The 18703-nt window shown below is 65.3% G+C and carries 17 protein-coding genes; 12 read left to right on the top strand and 5 right to left on the bottom strand.

What is annotated here, in order from left to right; genetic code table 11:
- Nucleotides 1-2: 2 nt before the first annotated feature.
- From CH289_RS02240 to CH289_RS02225, 4 genes are all read left to right on the top strand, one after another.
- On the top strand, nt 3-734 hold the full coding sequence (locus CH289_RS02240; RefSeq protein WP_094727146.1) for an enoyl-CoA hydratase: 732 nt from the start codon (nt 3-5) through the stop codon (nt 732-734).
- A gap of 7 nt (nt 735-741) precedes the next feature.
- The gene (locus CH289_RS02235; protein WP_094727144.1) at nt 742-2091 is read left to right on the top strand and encodes an ammonium transporter; all 1350 of its coding nucleotides are present in this window, start codon (nt 742-744) and stop codon (nt 2089-2091) included.
- A gap of 185 nt (nt 2092-2276) precedes the next feature.
- Nucleotides 2277-2945 (top strand): hypothetical protein, encoded by a 669-nt coding sequence (locus CH289_RS02230; protein ID WP_019664409.1) that lies wholly within the window; start codon nt 2277-2279, stop codon nt 2943-2945.
- Between the two features lie 46 nt (nt 2946-2991).
- Nucleotides 2992-3618, top strand: coding sequence for an FHA domain-containing protein (locus CH289_RS02225; protein ID WP_019664410.1), 627 nt, complete (start codon nt 2992-2994; stop codon nt 3616-3618).
- Here the strand turns inward: CH289_RS02225 and CH289_RS02220 are convergent.
- Entirely contained in the window at nt 3601-4548 is a 948-nt protein-coding gene (locus CH289_RS02220) for an alpha/beta fold hydrolase (RefSeq protein ID WP_020111478.1), read from the bottom strand. The genes CH289_RS02225 and CH289_RS02220 overlap by 18 nt on opposite strands.
- A gap of 234 nt (nt 4549-4782) precedes the next feature.
- Between CH289_RS02220 and shbA the strand changes: the two genes are divergently transcribed.
- The 4 genes from shbA to CH289_RS02200 all read left to right on the top strand — a co-directional run bounded on the left by shbA (nt 4783) and on the right by CH289_RS02200 (nt 9365).
- The gene (gene shbA / locus CH289_RS02215) at nt 4783-5355 is read left to right on the top strand and encodes an RNA polymerase sigma factor ShbA (RefSeq protein ID WP_019664412.1); all 573 of its coding nucleotides are present in this window, start codon (nt 4783-4785) and stop codon (nt 5353-5355) included.
- 28 nt (nt 5356-5383) lie between these two features.
- The gene (locus CH289_RS02210) at nt 5384-6340 is read left to right on the top strand and encodes a hypothetical protein (protein ID WP_256976942.1); all 957 of its coding nucleotides are present in this window, start codon (nt 5384-5386) and stop codon (nt 6338-6340) included.
- Entirely contained in the window at nt 6337-7638 is a 1302-nt protein-coding gene (locus tag CH289_RS02205) for a methyltransferase family protein (RefSeq protein WP_094727140.1), read from the top strand. Before CH289_RS02210 ends, CH289_RS02205 begins: the two co-directional genes overlap by 4 nt.
- A 77-nt stretch (nt 7639-7715) precedes the next feature.
- A complete protein-coding gene (locus CH289_RS02200) occupies nt 7716-9365 on the top strand; it encodes a purine-cytosine permease family protein (protein ID WP_094727138.1) in 1650 nt (549 codons plus the stop codon).
- Nucleotides 9366-9369: 4 nt separating this feature from the next.
- Here the strand turns inward: CH289_RS02200 and CH289_RS02195 are convergent, their stop codons facing one another.
- The gene (locus CH289_RS02195; RefSeq protein WP_020111474.1) at nt 9370-10170 is read right to left on the bottom strand and encodes a crotonase/enoyl-CoA hydratase family protein; all 801 of its coding nucleotides are present in this window, start codon (nt 10168-10170) and stop codon (nt 9370-9372) included.
- Between the two features lie 2 nt (nt 10171-10172).
- Nucleotides 10173-11135, bottom strand: a complete 963-nt coding sequence (locus CH289_RS02190; protein WP_020111473.1) for a hypothetical protein — start codon at nt 11133-11135, stop codon at nt 10173-10175.
- A 93-nt stretch (nt 11136-11228) separates the two neighbouring features.
- On the opposite strand from CH289_RS02190, the gene CH289_RS02185 reads away from it, so the two are divergent.
- Entirely contained in the window at nt 11229-11810 is a 582-nt protein-coding gene (locus CH289_RS02185; protein WP_019664418.1) for a TetR/AcrR family transcriptional regulator, read from the top strand.
- Nucleotides 11811-11895: 85 nt separating this feature from the next.
- Here CH289_RS02185 and htpG read toward each other — a convergent pair whose 3' ends face one another.
- Nucleotides 11896-13821, bottom strand: coding sequence for a molecular chaperone HtpG (htpG, locus tag CH289_RS02180; protein ID WP_019664419.1), 1926 nt, complete (start codon nt 13819-13821; stop codon nt 11896-11898).
- A 44-nt stretch (nt 13822-13865) separates the two neighbouring features.
- Complete coding sequence (locus tag CH289_RS02175) at nt 13866-14858, bottom strand: ABC transporter substrate-binding protein (RefSeq protein ID WP_037143815.1); 993 nt, start codon at nt 14856-14858, stop codon at nt 13866-13868.
- Nucleotides 14859-14923: 65 nt separating this feature from the next.
- Between CH289_RS02175 and CH289_RS02170 the strand changes: the two genes are divergently transcribed.
- From CH289_RS02170 to CH289_RS02160, 3 genes are read left to right on the top strand one after another with little or no spacing between them, the layout of a single operon-like run.
- Nucleotides 14924-16024, top strand: a complete 1101-nt coding sequence (locus CH289_RS02170) for an MBL fold metallo-hydrolase (protein ID WP_020111469.1) — start codon at nt 14924-14926, stop codon at nt 16022-16024.
- Between the two features lie 19 nt (nt 16025-16043).
- A complete protein-coding gene (locus CH289_RS02165) occupies nt 16044-18434 on the top strand; it encodes an HAD-IC family P-type ATPase (protein ID WP_026347669.1) in 2391 nt (796 codons plus the stop codon).
- Nucleotides 18435-18475: 41 nt separating this feature from the next.
- The gene (locus CH289_RS02160) at nt 18476-18667 is read left to right on the top strand and encodes an antitoxin (protein WP_019664423.1); all 192 of its coding nucleotides are present in this window, start codon (nt 18476-18478) and stop codon (nt 18665-18667) included.
- The last annotated feature ends 36 nt before the right edge of the window (nt 18668-18703 follow it).

Here is an 18703-nt window from a genome sequence, read left to right as displayed (position 1 = left end):
TCATGATCGGACAGACTCGTGACGGAGATGTCGTCACCCTCGAGCTCCAGCGCCCCGAGCGCCGCAACGCTTTGAACACCCATCTGTGCGTGGCACTGCGGGAGGGGATCGAGAAGGCCGTCGCCGACGATGCCCGCGTCATCGTCGTCACCGGCCAGGGAACCAGCTTCTGCGCGGGTGCGGACCTGGACGGCGACGACTTCGCCAAGGAGTTCCCCGAGGCTCTCGAATCGCTGCTCAGGGCGGTCGACGGTGCACCTGTTCCTGTCATCGCCGCGATCAACGGACCGGCCGTGGGTGCGGGAACGCAGCTCGCGATCGCGAGTGATCTGCGCGTGGTGGCGGACGGTGCGTTCTTCGAGATCCCGTCGACGAGGCTCGGCATCGCCGTCAACAACTGGACGATCAAGCGGCTGGCGTCCCTCGCCGGTGGCAGCGTCGCCCGAACGATCCTGATGGGCGGCGAGCGGCTCGACGCCGACCGCGCCTACACCAGCGGTCTCGCGAACAAGCGCGGCGACCTCGCGGTGGCGATGGAGTGGGCGTCGGCGATCACCGAACTCGCCCCGCTGGCGCTGAAGCACCTCAAACTCGTCTTCAACGACGACGGCACGCACGACGAGCCGACGCGGGAACAGTGGGACGCGTTCGGTGCCGCGTGGACGAGCGAGGACATGAAGGAAGCGCGGCGCGCGCGCACCGAGAAGCGCAAGCCGAAGTTCCAGGGTCGTTGAGGGGCCGGTGACACTCGGCGCACCCGACACGGGTGACACTGCCTGGTTGCTCGTCTGCACCGCGATGGTGCTGCTGATGACGCCGGGGCTCGCGTTCTTCTACGGCGGCATGGTGCGCGCCAAGAGTGTGCTGAACATGATGATGATGAGCCTGTCGGCCATCGCCGTCGTGTGGCTGCTGTGGTTGCTGTTCGGGTTCGGAATGGTGTTCGGTGACGGTGTGCTGGGCGGCTGGATCGGCAATCCGCTGCAGTTCGTCGGGCTCGGTGATCTGCTGGGCGGAACGTATTCCGGTGACGCCGTGTCGATTCCGCTCGTCGGGACCGTCCCCGGCTTGGTGTTCGCGGCGTTTCAGGCGGGGTTCGCAATGGTCACGGTCGCGCTCATCTCCGGCGCCGTCGCGGACAGGATGCGGTTCGTGCCATGGGTTCTGTTCGCAGGACTGTGGGCGACGCTCGTGTACTTCCCGGTGGCGCACTGGGTGTTCTCTCTCGACGGACTGGTCGCCGAGACCGGCGGGTGGATTTCGAATGCTTTGGGAGCGGTCGACTTCGCGGGTGGCACCGCCGTCGAGATCAACGCGGGAATGGCGGGTCTGGTTCTCGCGCTCGTCGTCGGCAACCGTCGGGGATGGCCGCGAGAAGCGATGCGCCCACACAATCTTCCCGCCGTCATGCTCGGTGCGGGGTTGCTGTGGTTCGGGTGGTTCGGCTTCAACGCAGGCTCGGCGCTGGCGGCCGACGGTGTTGCCGCCGTCGCGTTGGTGAACACCCTCGGGGCAGGGGCGATGTCGATGGCGGCGTGGCTCGTCGTCGAGAAGATCCGCGACGGCAAGGCCACCTCCTTCGGTGCTGCCTCGGGGGTCGTCGCGGGACTCGTGGCGATCACGCCGTCCTGTACGGCGGTGACGCCGATCGGTGCTGCGGGCATCGGCATCGCAGCGGGAGCATTGTGTGCGCTGGCCATCGGCCTGAAGTACCGCTTCGGTTACGACGATTCGCTCGATGTCGTCGGTGTGCACCTCGTCGGAGGAATCGTCGGCACTCTGATGATCGGATTGCTGGCGAGCGCCGACATGCCGGCGAGCGCCGACATGCCGGCGGGCGTCGACGGCCTGTTCTACGGCGGCGGACTGCATCAGCTGTGGGTTCAGTTCGTTGCGGTCGTCGCCGTGATGGCCTACACCGGCGTCGTGACCGCCCTGATCGCACTCGGAATCAAAGCCGTCATGGGTGTGCGTGCGGACGCCCAACACGAAGCCGACGGGTTGGACGAACACGAGCACGCGGAGTCGGCGTACGACTTCGCCGTCGGTCACGGTGGGTCCAACGGGCCGGGCTTGTTCGGCAAGAAATAGGATGGCGATTACCGGTTCTTGAATCTACGAAATCCGTTCTGTCCCTTTGGGGTAGAACTGATTCACTGTTAACGCTATGGACGTGCCCCGTCTCTCTGTCGTCCAGTATGCGGACTCGCTCCGCGCCGTAGTTTTGCGCCGCACCCAGAAGGGGTGTGTGAAGCAGACACCGGAAGACGGGGAACATGAAGATCGGTAGATTCGCAGCAACGTCGGCATTGGTCATCGCCGCAATGACGACCGCAATGGGGACGTCCTACGCGGACCCGGCGCCCGCTCCCGCGCCCGTGGGGTGGAACGTCACCGCACAGGGTGACCAGGTGCTCGTCGACACCTCCGCAGGGACACTGAGCAACGAGAACAATCATCTGGTCGTCCGCGACGCAGGCGGAGCCCTCGTCGATTCGGTTCCGCTGTCCATCGCGTTCGAGGGGCTCGCGCACCCTGTTGCCGCGGAGATCGACGGCAACCATGCAGTGCTCACCGCCGACGTGTCGCCCGCGGCCGCGACGCCGGTGTCGACGCAGATTCCCGGCCTGCAGCAGGTCGACCTTCCCGCTGCAGTCGCAGGCGTCAAGGACAACCTGAGCCTGTCGGCATCCGTCGGCGGATTCCTGGGTGCAGCAACGGGACTCGTCGGTGGCTGCCTGCTCGGCGCAGTCGCGGTCGGCGTCGTGTCCGCACCCGCAGCTCTGCTCTTCGGCGCAGGACCACTCGCGGGCTGCATCGGCGGCGCACTGCTGCTCGGTTCCACGGCATCGCTCGCCGGAACGGCCATCGGCGGTCTGTCCGCACTCGCCAGCAACGCGGGACCGTTCATCACCCTGCTGAACGCACCGCCCGTCAAGAAGTAGCTTCTGCGTCTTGCTCCGGCCTGCCGGGCCGGAGCAGGATGTAGCGGTGAATCCTGGGGAGCAGGACGGTGCGCGCCTTCGATACGACGCCGACGACGGAACACGTCGGGACGTCGCGCTGTCGCCGGAGCTCGGCAGGCTGACGCTCGGGCGGTCCGTACAGGCGGACGTGTCCTTCCCCGACGACCACGAGGTCTCGCGCCTGCACGCGACGGTCGAATGGATGGGCGGCCACTGGACCATCGTCGACGACGGGCTCTCCCGCAACGGCACCTTCGTCGGCGGAGACCGGCTGACCGGGCGGCGCCGGCTGCGGCACGGCGACACCATCCGCATCGGCACGTCGCTGCTGACCTTCCACGACTTCTCCGGCGTCGGCGACGAGGCCACGCGCATCGCATCCGACATGCCGAGTACGCGGTCACTCACCGAGACGCAGCGAGCTGTCCTCGTCGCACTGTGCAGGCCGTACAAGCACAACGCGACCTTCGCCAACCCGTCGTCCAATCAGCAGATCGCGTCGGAGATCTTCCTCAGCGTCGACGCCGTCAAGACGCATCTGCGGGTGCTGTTCGCCAAGTTCGGAGTCGAGGACCTTCCGCAGAATCAGAAGCGTGTCAGGCTGGCCGAACGCGCCATGCACAGCGGGGTCATCTCACAACGCGACCTCTAGGACGCGCCTCGCCCCATCGTGACGCGAGGCGGGGTCGGCTTGGGCGACGAGCGTGGCCACCGCGTCGGCGACCTCACCGGCACGTTCCAGGATGACCATGTGCCCGGCCTTCTCCACGGTCACCATCCGCGCCGCGGGCAGGAAGTCGGCGATGACGCGGGAGTGGCGTATCGGCGTCATCAGATCGTCGGAGCCGCACAGGACCAGCGTCGGGACCACGGCGAGAGCCGGCAGGTTCTCCGATTCGTCGAATTCGTGCAGCGATCCGAGGAATCCCGCCATGGTCACCACCGAGGTGTCGTTCAACATCGCCGACGCCAAGGCGACCACCCGCGGGCTGACGCGTCGCGATCCGCAGCCCGCCGCCCGCACGATGGGCGCGCAGATTCCCCTGCTCAGGCGCTTCGACGCGGCCATGACGCTCGGTGCGCGTCGGACAGCGGTGCGGAACATCGACACGACGGGGTGAGCGAGACAGGCGCCGAGTCCTTCCTCGGCGATGCCGTTCGCGGCCGACGCGATCAATCCGACGCCGACGAGGCGGCTGCCCAGCTCGCCGAGGTGCTGGCGAGCGTAGGACATGGCGGTCATCCCGCCCATCGAGTGCCCGATCACGACGTATCGGCCGGTGGGGACCAATGCCCTGACCACGGCGCCGAGGTCGCGTCCGAGCTGCTCGATCGTGTACGTCGACGCGTCGGCGGTCGCCGACGAGCCGTGTCCGCGGTGGTCGTAGAACACCATCCGCACCTCGTCGCCCCAGGCCTGCCGCAGCTGGTCCCGGACGTCGAACCAGGATTCCTTCGCCAGGCAGTGGCCGTGCACGAACACCACGGTGAGCGGCGCATCGCGGCGACCGGTCTCGAACACCGAGAGCGCAGTGCCGTCGTCGGTCACGACGGTGCTTCGTCCGTAGGTTCGCTCGCTCATGCTGATCTCCGTTTCCGGCCGCTGTGTAGGGCTATTCGCCGACGCGTGACTTGCTGTTACGCCCTGATTCATCGTGCGTTTCTTCGCGCGGCAACACAGGAACCCGAAGAGGTGAGCGTCGGGCACCGCAGGGGTGGGCTCACCTCACCCTGGGGTGGGTATCGACCAAGCCGCATCCGCCGCAGGATCGAACTACACACAAGGTGCTTCGGTGAGTCAGGGAGGACTTCGGCGATGACGAACGACATCGTGGACATGCTCGACACGCGGGTTCCGCTTGCAGTCGGCGGCGATCGACGAGCTCTCGAGGACGTCATTGCGCTGGTCAGGCCCAGGCTCGCTCGTTACTGTGCAACACGTTTGGGCAATCTGGACGTGGCGGCAGACGACGTGGTGCAGGATGTGTGTCTGGCGTTGGTGACGGCTATTCCCAAGTACCGAGACATGGGTAAGCCGTTCATGGCCTTCGTCTACGGCATCGCTGCGCACAAGTTGGCCGATGCCGGTCGCAAAGCCACTCTCCGGCGGTCGTATTCGCTGGAATCGGTGGTGGACGAGCCGTCCACCGACGACACACCGGAAGAGCATGCCATCGAGGGCGAATTCCGAAGCGAAGCAATGGCGTTGATGGCAACCCTGCCTCCTCGCCACCGCAAGATCATCCTGATGCGGGTGGTGTGGGGCATGACCGCACCGCAAACCGGTCGAGCGCTCGGGATGAGCGCCGGTGCAGTACGTGTCGCCCAGCATCGAGCGATGAACCAACTGCGAGCGGAAATGGCGAACTTCGTACTGCTCAGTGCGTGAAGGTCCGCACTGTGGTTGCCTACTGGGCATGACACAGGGGGACGAAGTACGGAAGCGTCGACCGACATCGGCGCAATACGTGGTTGCAGGCAGCGTCGTCGCCTTCGCGGTGGCGGTGTTTCTGCGGTACGTGCTGACGGAGGCGGGGGCCGCGCAGACCGCTGCGTTCTACGTCGGCATTCCTGCGGTGGTGGCGGTGATCGTAGTGCTGTCCGCTCCGAGTCGAAGCGCCGTCGGTATCACGATGAAAGTCATCACCGTCCTGCTTCTGATGTCGATGATGCTGCTGGGCGAGGGCTTCATCTGTGTCATCTTCGCGGCCCCGATCCTCTACCTGATCGGCGGACTCGTCGCCATCGTCGTGGAGAAGATCACCAAGTCGGGACCGGGAGACGACAGGATGCATGCGGTGGCCGTCCCGGCGCTCGTCCTCGTCGCCGTCGCGGCATCGGAAGGCATCGTGCCTGCGACGACGCTCGACGGTGCGACCACCGTGTCCGCATCCAGGACGCTGGACGCCGACGTGGACGACGTCGTCGCGGCGTGGGAACGACCACTGGACTTCGGTGGAACACCCCTCCCCGGAGTTCTGTCCTGGGGTTTTCCGGAGCCGCTCGCCGACAGCGGTGGATCGCTCGAGGTGGGCGCACGTCGAACCGTCACGTTCGCCGGAGCGCACCATCGGCCCCTGCTGGTGTCCGAACACCACTGGGGAGAGCACACGACCGAGTTGACCTTCGAGGTCGTCTCGCGCACACGCGATTCCGCGCGCCTTGCGGTCGTCGGCGACACCACGCCCATCTCGTCGTGGCTGACGTGGAACGTCGCGGACATCTCCTGGAGCGCAGTGGATTCGACACACACTGCGGTGGATCTCGAGCTGTCGTACACCCGTGAGCTGGCGCCCGCGTGGTACTTCGGTCCCCTCGAGGACCACGTCACCGAACGCGCCGCGGGATGGCTGTTGGACAGCCTGGACCGGTGAACATCGACACCGGTCTCTCGGTGGCGGTGCTGCGTTCCTGCGCGGTACTGGTGCCGGTGCTGCTGGTCGGTGCGTTCTGGGTGGCCTCATCCGCGCGGGTTCGAGGCGCCGCGTTTCTTGCGATGCTCTGGAATTTCCTGGTTTTGCTACTGGTGAACGTCGTTGCTGTGCAGAACGGTTGGTGGAGCTTCGGCACCACGGGAACGATGTGGTCGTCGGTGCCCGTCGACGTCGTGCTCGGATGGTCCGCGCTGTGGGGTGCAGTACCGATACTGCTGGCCCGGTGGGTGAACGTGTCGGTCACCGTGTGCGTCCTGATCGCGGCGGACGTGCTCGCCATGGGTAGCCTGCGGCCGCTGGTGACGCTCGAACGCGCGTGGTGGTGGGGAGAACTGCTGGCCGTGGCTGCCGCACTGCTGCCCGGAGTGCTGCTCGGCACGCTGACGTCGAACCAGCGGGCGCTCAGGACCCGCGCGAGCATGCAGGTCGTGCTGTTCGGCGCGGTCCTCGTGTTCGGCCTCCCCACCGTCTCCTTCGAGCTCGCGAACGTCCTCCTGGCGTCCGATTCCGGATGGTCGACGGTCGGGAACCGGCTCGCGGCCGGCGGCGGTGGCGTCGTGGATTCTCTGTTTCTCCAACTTGCCCTCGTCGTCGTCGTGATCGCCCTGCGGGCTGTCGCCGATTTCGCGGTGATCGGCGGCGGCACACCGTTTCCGTGGGATCCACCGATTCGGTTGGTCACCACCGGGCCGTACGCATACGTCGCCAATCCCATGCAGGCGTCCGCCGTCGTGCTCCTGCTGATCCTCGCGGGTCTCTTCCGCGAGCCGTTTCTCGCCGGCGCGGCGTTGCTCGCGGGCGCATTCGGTGCCGGGCTCGCGACATGGCACGAGAAAGCAGACCTGGTGACGAGGTTCGGGCCTGGCTGGGACGACTACCGCCAGTCGACGAGGGACTGGATTCCCCGGTGGACACCCGCTCTGATTCCGTCGGCGACGCTCTACGCGTCGGTCACGTGCGACCCGTGCTCGACCGTCTTACCGTGGTTCGCTCGTCGACGCCCGGTGTCGCTCGAGACCGCGGCCGCCGAGGACCATCCCGAGAGCTTGACTCGTGTGCGTTACGAAGGAGCGGTGACGCTGACCGGGACCAGAGCGATCGCGGCAGCGCTCGAACACGTCTCGTTGGGATGGGCCGTGCTGGGCTGGATCCTGCGTGCGCCGATCCTCGGGTGGTTCCTGCAGATACTCGTCGACGCAGCCGGGGGAGCCCCACGCACCGTCAGAGTGCCCGATTAGTCAGGTTTGCGGCTCTGCGTAACAGCATCTGTACTTCGCGTGACGTGGGCGACACGTAGCGCTTCTACCTTCCTTGCATGACCGCTGTGCAGCCTGCGCCGACAGATTCGGCACTGAAGGAAACGCTGGAGGACTACACGCTGCGCTTCGCGCCGCGTAGCTACCGCAAGTGGGGCACAGGCGTCGTCGCCACGTCCGCACTGGGCGGCATCGCGTACCTCGCCGACTTCGCGATCGGCGCCAACATCGGCATCTCCTACGGCACCGGAAACGCGCTGTGGGGAATTCTCGTCTTCGCCGTCGTCATCTTCCTCACCGGTCTACCGCTGGCCTACTACGCCGCCCGGTACAACATCGACCTCGACCTCATCACGCGCGGAAGCGGATTCGGGTACTACGGATCCGTCGTCACCAACGTCATCTTCGCGACGTTCACCTTCATCTTCTTCGCCCTCGAAGGTTCCATCATGGCGCAGGGCCTCGAGCTCGGGCTCGGCGTCCCGCTGCCGATCGGGTATGCGGTATCGACTCTGATGGTCATTCCGCTCGTCATCTACGGCATGAAAGCGCTGGCCAAGCTGCAGGTGTGGCCGACGCCGCTGTGGCTCGTCCTGATGGTCTTTCCGTTCATCTACCTCGTTGCTGCACATCCCGATTCGGTCGGAACGTTCTTCGCCTACGGCGGCGCCGACGGTGCCGAGGGCAAGGGCGTCAACTTCGGCTCGGTCATGCTGGCGGCCGGTGTCTGTCTGTCGCTGATCGCGCAGATCGCCGAGCAGATCGACTACCTGCGGTTCATGCCGCCCAAGACTCCGGAAAACCAGCGCCGCTGGTGGACTGCAGTACTGCTCGCCGGGCCCGGCTGGGTCATCTTCGGTGCACTCAAGCAGGTCGTCGGACTCTTCCTGGCGGTGTACCTGATCGCCAACGTCGCCGACGGAGCCACCATCGCCAACGAACCCGTGCACCAGTTCCTCGAGATCTACGAGAACATGATGCCGGGCTGGCTTGCCATGACTCTCGCGGTCATCCTCGTCGTCATCAGTCAGATCAAGATCAACGTGACCAACGCGTACTCGGGCTCGCTCGCGTGGACCAACGCGTACACACGCGTCACCAAGACCTACCCGGGACGCATGGTGTTCGTGCTGTTCAACCTCGCCATCGCGTTGATCCTGATGGAAGCCGACATGTTCAGCTTTCTCAACGACATCCTCGGCTTCTACGCCAACTGCGGCATCGCCTGGATCGCGGTGGTGGCGTCGGACATCGTCTTCAACAAGTACATCCTGAAGCTGTCGCCCAAGGTCCCGGAGTTCCGTCGCGGCATGCTCTACAACGTCAACCCCGTCGGCTTCGTCTCCATGCTGCTCGCTGCCGGCCTGTCGATTCTGACGTTCTTCGGCGGCCTCGGTGGCGCACTGGAGCCGTATTCGCCGATCGTCGCACTGATCATCGCCATCGTCATGCCGCCTGTGCTGGCTGTCGCGACGAAGGGGAAGTACTACCTTCGCCGTACCGACGACGGTATCGATCTGCCGATGTTCGACGAGCACGGAAACCCCTCGGACGCAACGCTTCTGTGCCACGTGTCCGGCATGGAATTCGAGCGACCGGACATGATCGCCTCCAACGTTCCCGGTCCCGACGGCGAGAAGCAGTACATCAGTTCGCTCTCGCTCAGTACCGACAAGACGGGTGAACACATTCTGCCGGAACAGAAGTGAGGGTCTACCGGCCGGAGAACCTCGGATCGCGACGGCTCAGCATGGCGTCGACTGCTTCGGCGTGGTCGGCCGTGGTGTGCGCGACGGCCTGATACGCGGCGGACAGCTCCAACAAGGATTCCAGGCTCTGGTGCTGACCTTCGCGCAGTAACTTCTTGGTCATGCGCAGTACCTGAGGGGGATTGGCGGCGACACGGTCTGCCAGAGCGTGGGCGGCGCCGAGCAGGTCACCGGGCTCGACGACCTGCGACACCAATCCCCACCCGAGTGCAGTTGCCGCGTCGATCGCCTCACCGGTGAACGCCATCTCGCTGGCGCGCGCCATACCGATCGCTCGGGGAAGAAGCCAGGCCCCGCCGTCGCCGGGGATGATGCCCACTTTGACGAAGCTCTCGGCGAACGTGGCCGTCGTCGACGCGATGCGGAGATCGCACATCAACGCCAGATCGCAACCGGCACCGATCGCGGCACCGTTGACCGCGGCGATCGTCGGGATTTCGCAGTGATACAACGCTTTCGGGATCCGTTGAATGCCGTGTCGGTACCCCTGCCTCAGCTCGGCGGGGCTACCGCCGAACATTCCTTCCTTGTCGCGCATGTGCTTGACGTTTCCGCCGGAGGAAAACGCGGAACCTGCCCCGGTGAGAATCGCGACCCGAACGCTCGGATCGCGATTCACGTCGGAGACGGCGTCTTCGATCGCCTCCACCGTCTCGATGTCGGAGATCGGATTGCGCGACTCGGGATTGTTCAGCGTCCATACGACGGCATCGCCGCGGCGCTCGGTCAGCAGGAGTTCGGTCATGCCTACAGTGCAACACGCTCGGGTTCGGTCTCCGACGAGGCGCGCACCGTGCTGCGGCTCGCAACGGTGAGCTTGCGGTGTCCGACGGCCATGAGTACCGCCCCGGCCGCCACCCACGCGGCGAGAACCAGCCAGGGCTGAGTCGTCGACGCGCCAGGGAAGTACGACAGGTCGCGGAGCAGGGTGGCACCTGCTCCCGGCGGGAAGAACTGCCCGACGGCTCCCCAGGGCTCGGGGAGGAACTGCCACGGCTGTATGGCGCCGGAGATCTGGTTTCCGATGAACATCATCAGGACGGCCACGACGCCGATTCCTGCGGGTCCGATCAGCGAGGTCAGGCCGACGATCAGCGCGCTCACCGCCAACCCCGACAGCGCTACGGCGGCGATGTTCGGAACGAACGCGCCCTGCAGGATTCCGAACCACCCCTGCGTGATCGCGACGACGACGATACCGGCGCCGACGCCGTACACCACGGTCGCCAGAAGCCGTCGCCCTGTGCCCTTGACGAGCATGGAGATGATGACGCCGCCGACTATTCCGCCGATGACAAGGGGGAAGGCCATCGCGGAAAGCCCGGCACCTCGGGCGTCGGTCGCCGCAAGGGGCACGATGTCGGTCGCCGTCGTGTTCAGGGCAGCGGCCACGCCGTCGAACATCTGCGCGACGACGGTGCCGTTGGCGGATGCGGTGAGGACCTCGGGCGAGGGTCCGGGAACGACGGCGCCGTAGACCTCGCGTGTGGTGATCAGATCGAGGGCCGCAGCGCGGTCGGGCACGGTGGTGACGTCGAACGACGATGCCAACTGGCTGGTCAAGGCCGGATTGTCGCCGACGACCGCGACAGGAACATCGTGGGCCGTCGACGTGACCGAGGGCCACAGAAAGGCAAGTACGACGACGGCGAGCGCGGCAGCGCCTGCGAGTGCGACGACCACTGCGCGTGGCCACGGGGTGGACTTCATGACGACTCCTCATTTAAAACGAATAACCGTTCTTTATCTTGGGTGGGCGGGTCTCGGTTGTCAAGAACGAAGATTCGTTTTTAATATGGACGCGTGCCCAAGGTAAGCGAAGACCACCGTGAGGAACGCCGCAGACAGATCATCGACGCGGCGATGACGTGTTTCGCGAGGTCAGGTTTCGAGAAGACGTCGATGGCGGACATCATCGCCGAGTCGGCGTTGTCCGCGGGCGCGATCTACAGCTACTTCAAGAACAAGCAGGATCTGGTTCTGCACGTCACGCGGGATGTGTTGAAGAGTCGGACCGAGGATCTCGACGGGCTGGAGAAACAGCACCCTCTGCCGCCGCCTGCTGTCGTGGTGCGACTGTTCCTGGACGGCATGACCCGCGACGTCGGCAATCCCAGCATTCTGCTGCAGATCTGGGCCGCGGCAGCCAGGGAGACCGACGCGGACTCCACCGTGGTGCCCGTCGTTACGGAGTTGCGCGGTCTGTACGAGCGATACTTGCGAGTGTGGTTCACCCGCAACGGCTTCGATGATCCAGACACCCGGGCGCAGTCGATGGCGCCGTTGGTGGTCGGCCTCTGTCAGGGATTCATCCTGCAGTCGGCACTGCTACCCGACTTCGATTCCGAGGGCTATCTGAAGGCCCTGGATCACCTCTCGCTGTGAGTGGAAATGTAGCGTTCCCCGGTCGCTCCGCAGGCTCCGCTCCTGACCCAGGGCCTACATTTCCACTCACGTGCGGCGGAGCCGCCTAGACGGTTCTGGTCAACCGATCGGCCAGCAGACGAGAGAACTTCGCCGGATCCTTCAACTCGGTGCCTTCGGCGAGAAGAGCCGTCGCATAGAGCAGTTCGGCGGTCTCGGCAAGGGAGGCGTCGTCGCTGCGCTCCTCGCGTGCCTTCTTGAGCCCCGTCACCAGATCGTGCGTCGGGTTGAGTTCGAGGATGCGCTTGGAGGTCGGAACGAACTGTCCCGACGCCTTGTACATCTTCTCGAGCTGCGGGGAGAAGCTGAACTCGTCACCGACGACGCAGGCGGGCGAGGTGGTCAGGCGGGTCGAGAGGCGAACCTCCTTGACGTCCTCGGACAAGGTCTCGGTGAGCCACTTCAGCAGCTCCTCGAACTCCTTGTCCTGCTCCTCGCGCTTGGCTTCGGCGTCCTTCTTCTCCTCTTCGGTGTCGAGGTCGACCTCGCCCTTGGAGATGGACTGGAAGGATTTGCCGTCGAACTCGGGGACGTTGCCGACCCAGACCTCGTCGACGGAGTCGGTCAGCAGCAGCACCTCGATGCCGCGCGCCTTGAACGCCTCCATGTGCGGCGAGCTTTCGATCTGCTGACGGGATTCGCCCGTCATGTAGTAGATCTGCTCCTGTCCGCCCTTCATCCGGTCGACGTACTCGGCGAGGGTGGTCAGACCCTCCTCGGAGTTGGTGGACGCGAACGACGACACCGACAGCAGCGTCTCGCGGTTGTCGGCGTCGGAGATCAGGCCTTCCTTGAGCGCGCGGCCGAACTGAGACCAGAACGTCTGGTACTTCTCGGCGTTCTCGCTCTGCAGCTCCTTGACCGTGGAGAGGACCTTGCGCGTCAGACGACGACGGATCGCACGGATCTGACGGTCCTGCTGCAGGATTTCACGAGAGACGTTGAGCGAGAGGTCCTGTGCGTCGACGACACCTTTGACGAAGCGCAGGTACTCCGGCAGCAGCTCCTCCGAGTCGTCCATGATGAACACGCGCTTGACGTACAGGTGCACGCCCGACTTGCCTTCGCGCATGAACAGATCGAACGGTGCCTGCGACGGAATGAACAGCAGCGCTTGGTATTCGAACGTGCCTTCGGCCTTGAACGGGATGACCTCGAGCGGCTCGTCCCAGGCATGGGAGACGTGCTTGTAGAACTCCTTGTACTCCTCGTCGGACACTTCGTCCTTCGGCCGAGTCCACAGAGCCTTCTGCGAGTTGATCGTCTGCGTCTCGATTTCGACGGTGTCCTCGGCGCCCTCTTCGGTTGCCTTGACCGTCTTCTCGACGTCGATGCGGATGGGCCACGCGATGAAGTCCGAGTACTTCTTGACGAGCTGCTTGATCTTCGATTCCGACGCGTAGTCGTAGAGGTGATCCTCTTCGTCGGTCGGCTTGAGGTGCAACGTGATCGAGCTGCCCTGCGGTGCGCCGTCGACGTCGGAGATCTCGTAGGTGCCCTCGCCGGTCGACTCCCAGCGGGTGGCGCTGGTTTCGCCGGCCTTGCGGGTCAGCAGCGAGACCTTCTCCGCAACCATGAACGTCGAGTAGAAGCCGATGCCGAACTGGCCGATCAGCTCCTCCGACGCCGCGGCGTCCTTCGCTTCCTTGAGCTTCTTGCGCACCTCGGCCGTGCCGGACTTGGCGAGCGTGCCGATGAGGTCGATGACCTCGTCACGCGTCATGCCGATGCCGTTGTCACGGATCGTGAGCGTCCGTGCTTCCTTGTCGATGTCCAACTCGATGTGGAGATCGGAGACGTCGACGTCGAGGTCCTTGTTGCGGTAGGACTCGAGCCGCAACTTGTCGAGGGCGTCGGATGCGTTGGAGATCAGCTCCCTGAGGAAGCTGTCCTTGTTGGAGTAGATGGAGTGAACCATCAGGTCCAAGAGCTGGCGCGTCTCGGCCTGAAATTCCCGCTGTTCGGTGGTCATGAGTGTGTGCGATCTCCTTCTAGAGCAAAACCGTCGCGAGCATTCTACTTACGAGCCGCATCGCCCAGCTGCGGGACTATCTCGTTCAATGCCCAATCCAGACTGAGCGGCGACGGGAACGCGATCGATTGTGCCTGCGTGGGCGAGAGCGGCACGAACGCACCCCGTCCAACGGCGGGGAGAGACTGCACGGCGGGCTGGGCGGCGAGCTCGTCGACGGAACCTGGCAGGCCGGTCGCGATGATGACGTCCGCGTCCGTCTCCGACAGGTAGTCGTAGCTGATCTGCGCGCGGCCCGGGATGGTGCTGACGGGTTGGGCGGTGGCGAACTCCGTCGGGGTCATGCCGAGCTGTCCCAGCAAGCTGGCACCCGCGTCGTCCGGTGAGTTGACGATGTAGACCGCGCCCTCGCTCGGTCCGACGAAGAACGTGAAGGTCTTGCCGTTCAGTTCGGGGAACTGCGCGGCCGCGTCGGCGATGCGGGACTCGGTGTCGGCGATCACCTGCTCGCCCGTCTCGGGAACCCCCAGCGCCGACGCCACCGTCGCGGTCGCGCTCTGCCACGTCTCCGACGACGGGGTGTCGGCGAAATGGACGACCGGCGCGATCTCTTTCAGCTGGTCGTACGCGCGCGCGAGGGTGAAGGACTTGGTGGCGACGATCAGATCGGGTTGCAGGGCCGCGATCTCCTCGATGGGGATCGTGGCTCCGCTCGCTTCCCACACGGGAGGGGTCTGCGGCACCGCGTTCTCGAACCACGGTTGATAGCCGGAGTCCGTCTGGGCCTGTGCCACGGAAATCGGCGTTACGCCCAGGGAGAACACGATGTCCGCGTCGGTCCACGTCAAGGCAACGACGCGTTCGGGCTTGTCCGGCACGTCGGCGGTGCCGAGGGCGCCGGCTACCGAGACCGGAAAAGCGCTGTTCGACGCTGGTTCCCGGGCCGGTTCGCCGTCGTCGGCCGAGGAGCATGCGACGAGGGTCAGAGCTGCGGTGGCGGTGACCAGCGTCATGGCCAGGGTGCGTCCGAAAGGCATGAGGTGAGGCTAGCCAACGACCGCCTGTCCTGTTCGCCCGGTTCGGCTCACCTATCCTCGCGGGGGTGACCAAACAGCGGATCGTGCCGATCGCCCTCGGCATCGCAGGTGCAGCATGGGTGGCCCGAGCGGCGTGGGGACTCCCGGCTCAGATCGGTGCGACAGCAGGCAAGATCGCGCCGTACGCGGCAGGGTCGGCACGCTACCGCGACCGCCGATTCCACAACACCGAACCCAGCTCGAGCTTCTCCGGCGGCGGCGACGAGTCGATTCTGGTGTCCTTCCTCCGGCGCCGCGCGCTGGGCAAGCCGCAGCAACCGATTCCCCTCGCACCCCAGGTCGCTCCCGTCGACGCCGGTGAAACAGCCGTCACCTGGTACGGCCACTCGTCCGTGCTGATCGAACTCGACGGCAAGCGCATCCTCGCCGACCCGGTGTGGAGCCACCGAGTGTCGCCCTCGCGCACCGTGGGGCCGTCGCGGCTGCATCCGACGCCTGTTGCCCTCGACGCGCTTCCCTCCGTCGACGCGATCGTCATCTCTCACGACCACTACGACCACCTCGACAAGGCGACCATCGTGCGCCTCGCGAGCCTGCAGACGGCGACGTTCGTCGTCCCGCTGGGGATCGGTGCCCACCTGCGCCACTGGCGGATACCCGAGGACCGAATCGTCGAGTTGGACTGGGACGAACAGACCGAGGTCGCCGGCATCACCATCACCTGCACCGAAGCCAGGCACTTCTCGGGTCGAGGGCTGAGGCGTGATCTGACGCAGTGGGCGTCCTGGGCGTTCGCTGGACCGAAGCACCGGGTCTTCTTCGGCGGTGACACCGGTTACACGGTCAAGTTCGCGGAGATCGGCGCCAAGTACGGCCCGTTCGATCTGACGTTGCTGCCGGTCGGTGCCTACGACCCACGTTGGGCGGACATACACATGAACCCGGAGGAAGCCGTGCGGGCACACGGAGATCTGGGCGGCAACGTGCTCGTCCCCGTGCACTGGGCGACGTTCAATCTGGCGTTCCACCCGTGGTCCGAACCCATCGTTCGGCTGAAGGCCGCAGCGGACAGCGTCGGCGTTCCCACGGTCGTGCCGATGCCGGGTCAGCGGATTGATGCATCCAGGGGAACACAGGACGATCGGTGGTGGGCGAGGCTCGGCTGACGACCACTACTCTGTGTCCATGTCGATCGAGACGGACGCGCAGTGGGAACGTGGACTCACCGAAGCGGAAGTAGCGCAACTTCGAGCCGACGGAAAATCCAACGACGTTCCGGCCCGGGCGAGTCGTTCGGTCAAGGACATCGTCCGCGGCAACGTGTTCACGCGGATCAATGCAATTCTGGGTGTCCTGCTGATCATCGTGCTCTCGACGGGATCGATCGTCGACGGCATGTTCGGGTTGCTGATCATCGCCAACAGCGGTATCGGCATCATCCAGGAGATCCGGGCCAAGAAGACTCTGGACGAACTGGCGATCGTCGGCCAGAGCAAACCGGTCGTTCGACGGGACGGCGTCGCGCGCGAGGTCGCCCCCGACGAGGTGGTTCTCGGTGACGTCATCGAGTTGGGCCCGGGTGATCAGATCGTCGTCGACGGCAGCGTGGTCGAAGCGTCGTCGCTGGAGGTCGACGAGTCGCTGCTGACCGGTGAAGCGGACGCGGTGCACAAGGAGATCGACGCGCCCATCCTGTCCGGCAGTTTCGTCGTGGCCGGTAGTGGTGCCTACCGCGCGACGAAGGTCGGCCGCGATGCGTACGCCGCCAAGCTCGCCGAGGAGGCGAGCAAGTTCACCCTGGTGCACTCCGAGCTGCGCAGCGGCATCGACAAGATCCTGAAGTTCATCACCTACCTGATGATCCCGGCAGGCGCGCTCATCATCTACAACCAGCTGTTCTCGTCGGGGCAGTCGCTGGGCCCTGCGCTGAACGGCATGGTCGCAGCTCTCGTTCCGATGGTGCCCGAAGGTCTGGTGCTGATGACGTCGATCGCGTTCGCCGTCGGTGTCGTTCGGCTCGGGCAACGCAAGTGCCTCGTCCAGGAGCTTCCTGCAATCGAGGGGCTTGCGCGAGTCGACGTGGTCTGTGCGGACAAGACGGGCACGTTGACCGAGAACGGTATGCGGCTCGCGGAGCTTCGCGTCGTGGAGGAAGGGGACACGGCCGTGCTGCCCCGCGTCCTCGCCGCGCTCGCACACGACGATCCACGCCCGAACGCCAGTGTTCTGGCGATCGCCGAAGCGTTCCCGGAGGATCCGGGGTGGACCGAAACCGCGGTCGCGCCGTTCTCGTCGGCGAAGAAGTGGAGCGGCCTGTCCTACGGAGACGACGGCAACTGGCTTCTCGGAGCGCCCGACGTGCTGCTGGACCCGACCAGCGACATCGCACGCCAGGCAGAGGAAGTCGGCTCGTCGGGACTGCGTGTTCTGCTGCTCGCCAGCAGTGATCTCCCGGTCGACGACGACGCGGCCCCCGGTGTGGTCACTCCGCGGGCGCTGGTGATCCTGGAACAGAAGGTGCGGTCCGACGCCCGCGAGACACTCGAGTACTTCGCGAGCCAATCCGTTGCCGTGAAGGTCATCTCCGGGGACAACGCCGTGTCGGTGGGGGCCGTCGCGGGATCTCTCGGCCTCGCCGGCAGCCCCATCGACGCACGCAACCTACCCGAGCGCACCGAGGACCTCGCCGACACCGTCGAGAATTCCACCACGTTCGGACGAGTGCGCCCCGATCAGAAGCGTCGGATGGTCGGCGCCCTGCAGTCCCGGGGACACACCGTGGCGATGACCGGCGACGGCGTCAACGACGTGCTCGCACTCAAGGACGCCGACATCGGTGTCGCCATGGGCTCGGGCAGTGCCGCGACACGCGCAGTCGCGCAGATCGTGTTGCTGGACAACAAGTTCGCGACGCTGCCGTACGTCGTGGGTGAAGGCCGACGCGTCATCGGCAACATCGAACGCGTCTCGAACCTGTTCCTCACCAAGACCGTGTACTCGGTGTTGCTGGCGTTCCTCATCGGCCTGTCCGGGGTGCTGTCGCAGATCTTCCACTTCGAGCCGATTCCGTATCCGTTCCTGCCGCGTCACGTCACCATCGCCGCGTGGTTCACGATCGGCATCCCTGCATTCATCCTGTCGCTCGCCCCCAACAACGAGCGTGCGCGGTCCGGGTTCGTCCCGCGCGTGATGCGCCTCGCGGTGCCGTCGGGCCTGATCGTCGGCGTCGCGACGTTCGTGTCCTACCTGCTCGCCTACCAAGGACCGCAGGCGACCGAGGAACAGGTGACCCAGGCCAGCACGACGGCACTGATCACGTTGATCATGATCGCCGTATGGGTGCTCGCCGTCGTCGCTCGGCCGTACGTGTGGTGGAAGATCGTGCTGCTCGCCGGTTCGGTGCTGGGCTACCTGGCGCTGTTCACCATCCCGTTCTGCCGCACGTTCTTCAAGCTCGACCCGTCGAACATCGCGCTGACGACTTCGGCGTTCGTGATCGGCGCCGTCGGAATCGTGCTCGTGGAGGTGTCCTGGCGCATCAGCGCGGCCCTGCAACGAAACGGTTCCGCGAAGTAAGCTTCTCCCGCCAGCACAATCACAGCGAATGGAGTGATCTCATGGGTTTCGCAGACAACCTCAAGGGCATCGTCGACAAGGGCAAAGAGCTCGCCGCCGAGAACTCCGACAAGATCGAGGACGTCGTCGACAAGGCAGGCGATTTCATCGACGACAAGACCGGTGGCAAGTACGCCGACAAGGTCGACAAAGTGCAGGAAGCGGCGAAGAAGGCCATCCCGGACAAGCCGTGAACGGATGATCGTGTGCGAGTCGGCTGCGCGAGGCCG

The sequence above is a fragment of the Rhodococcus sp. RS1C4 genome, from assembly GCF_002258225.1.
GTDB classification, from domain to species: domain Bacteria; phylum Actinomycetota; class Actinomycetes; order Mycobacteriales; family Mycobacteriaceae; genus Rhodococcoides; species Rhodococcoides fascians_E.
The sequence above is the reverse complement of the archived record's forward strand: the minus strand, read 5'-3'. Positions and strand labels throughout refer to the sequence as shown.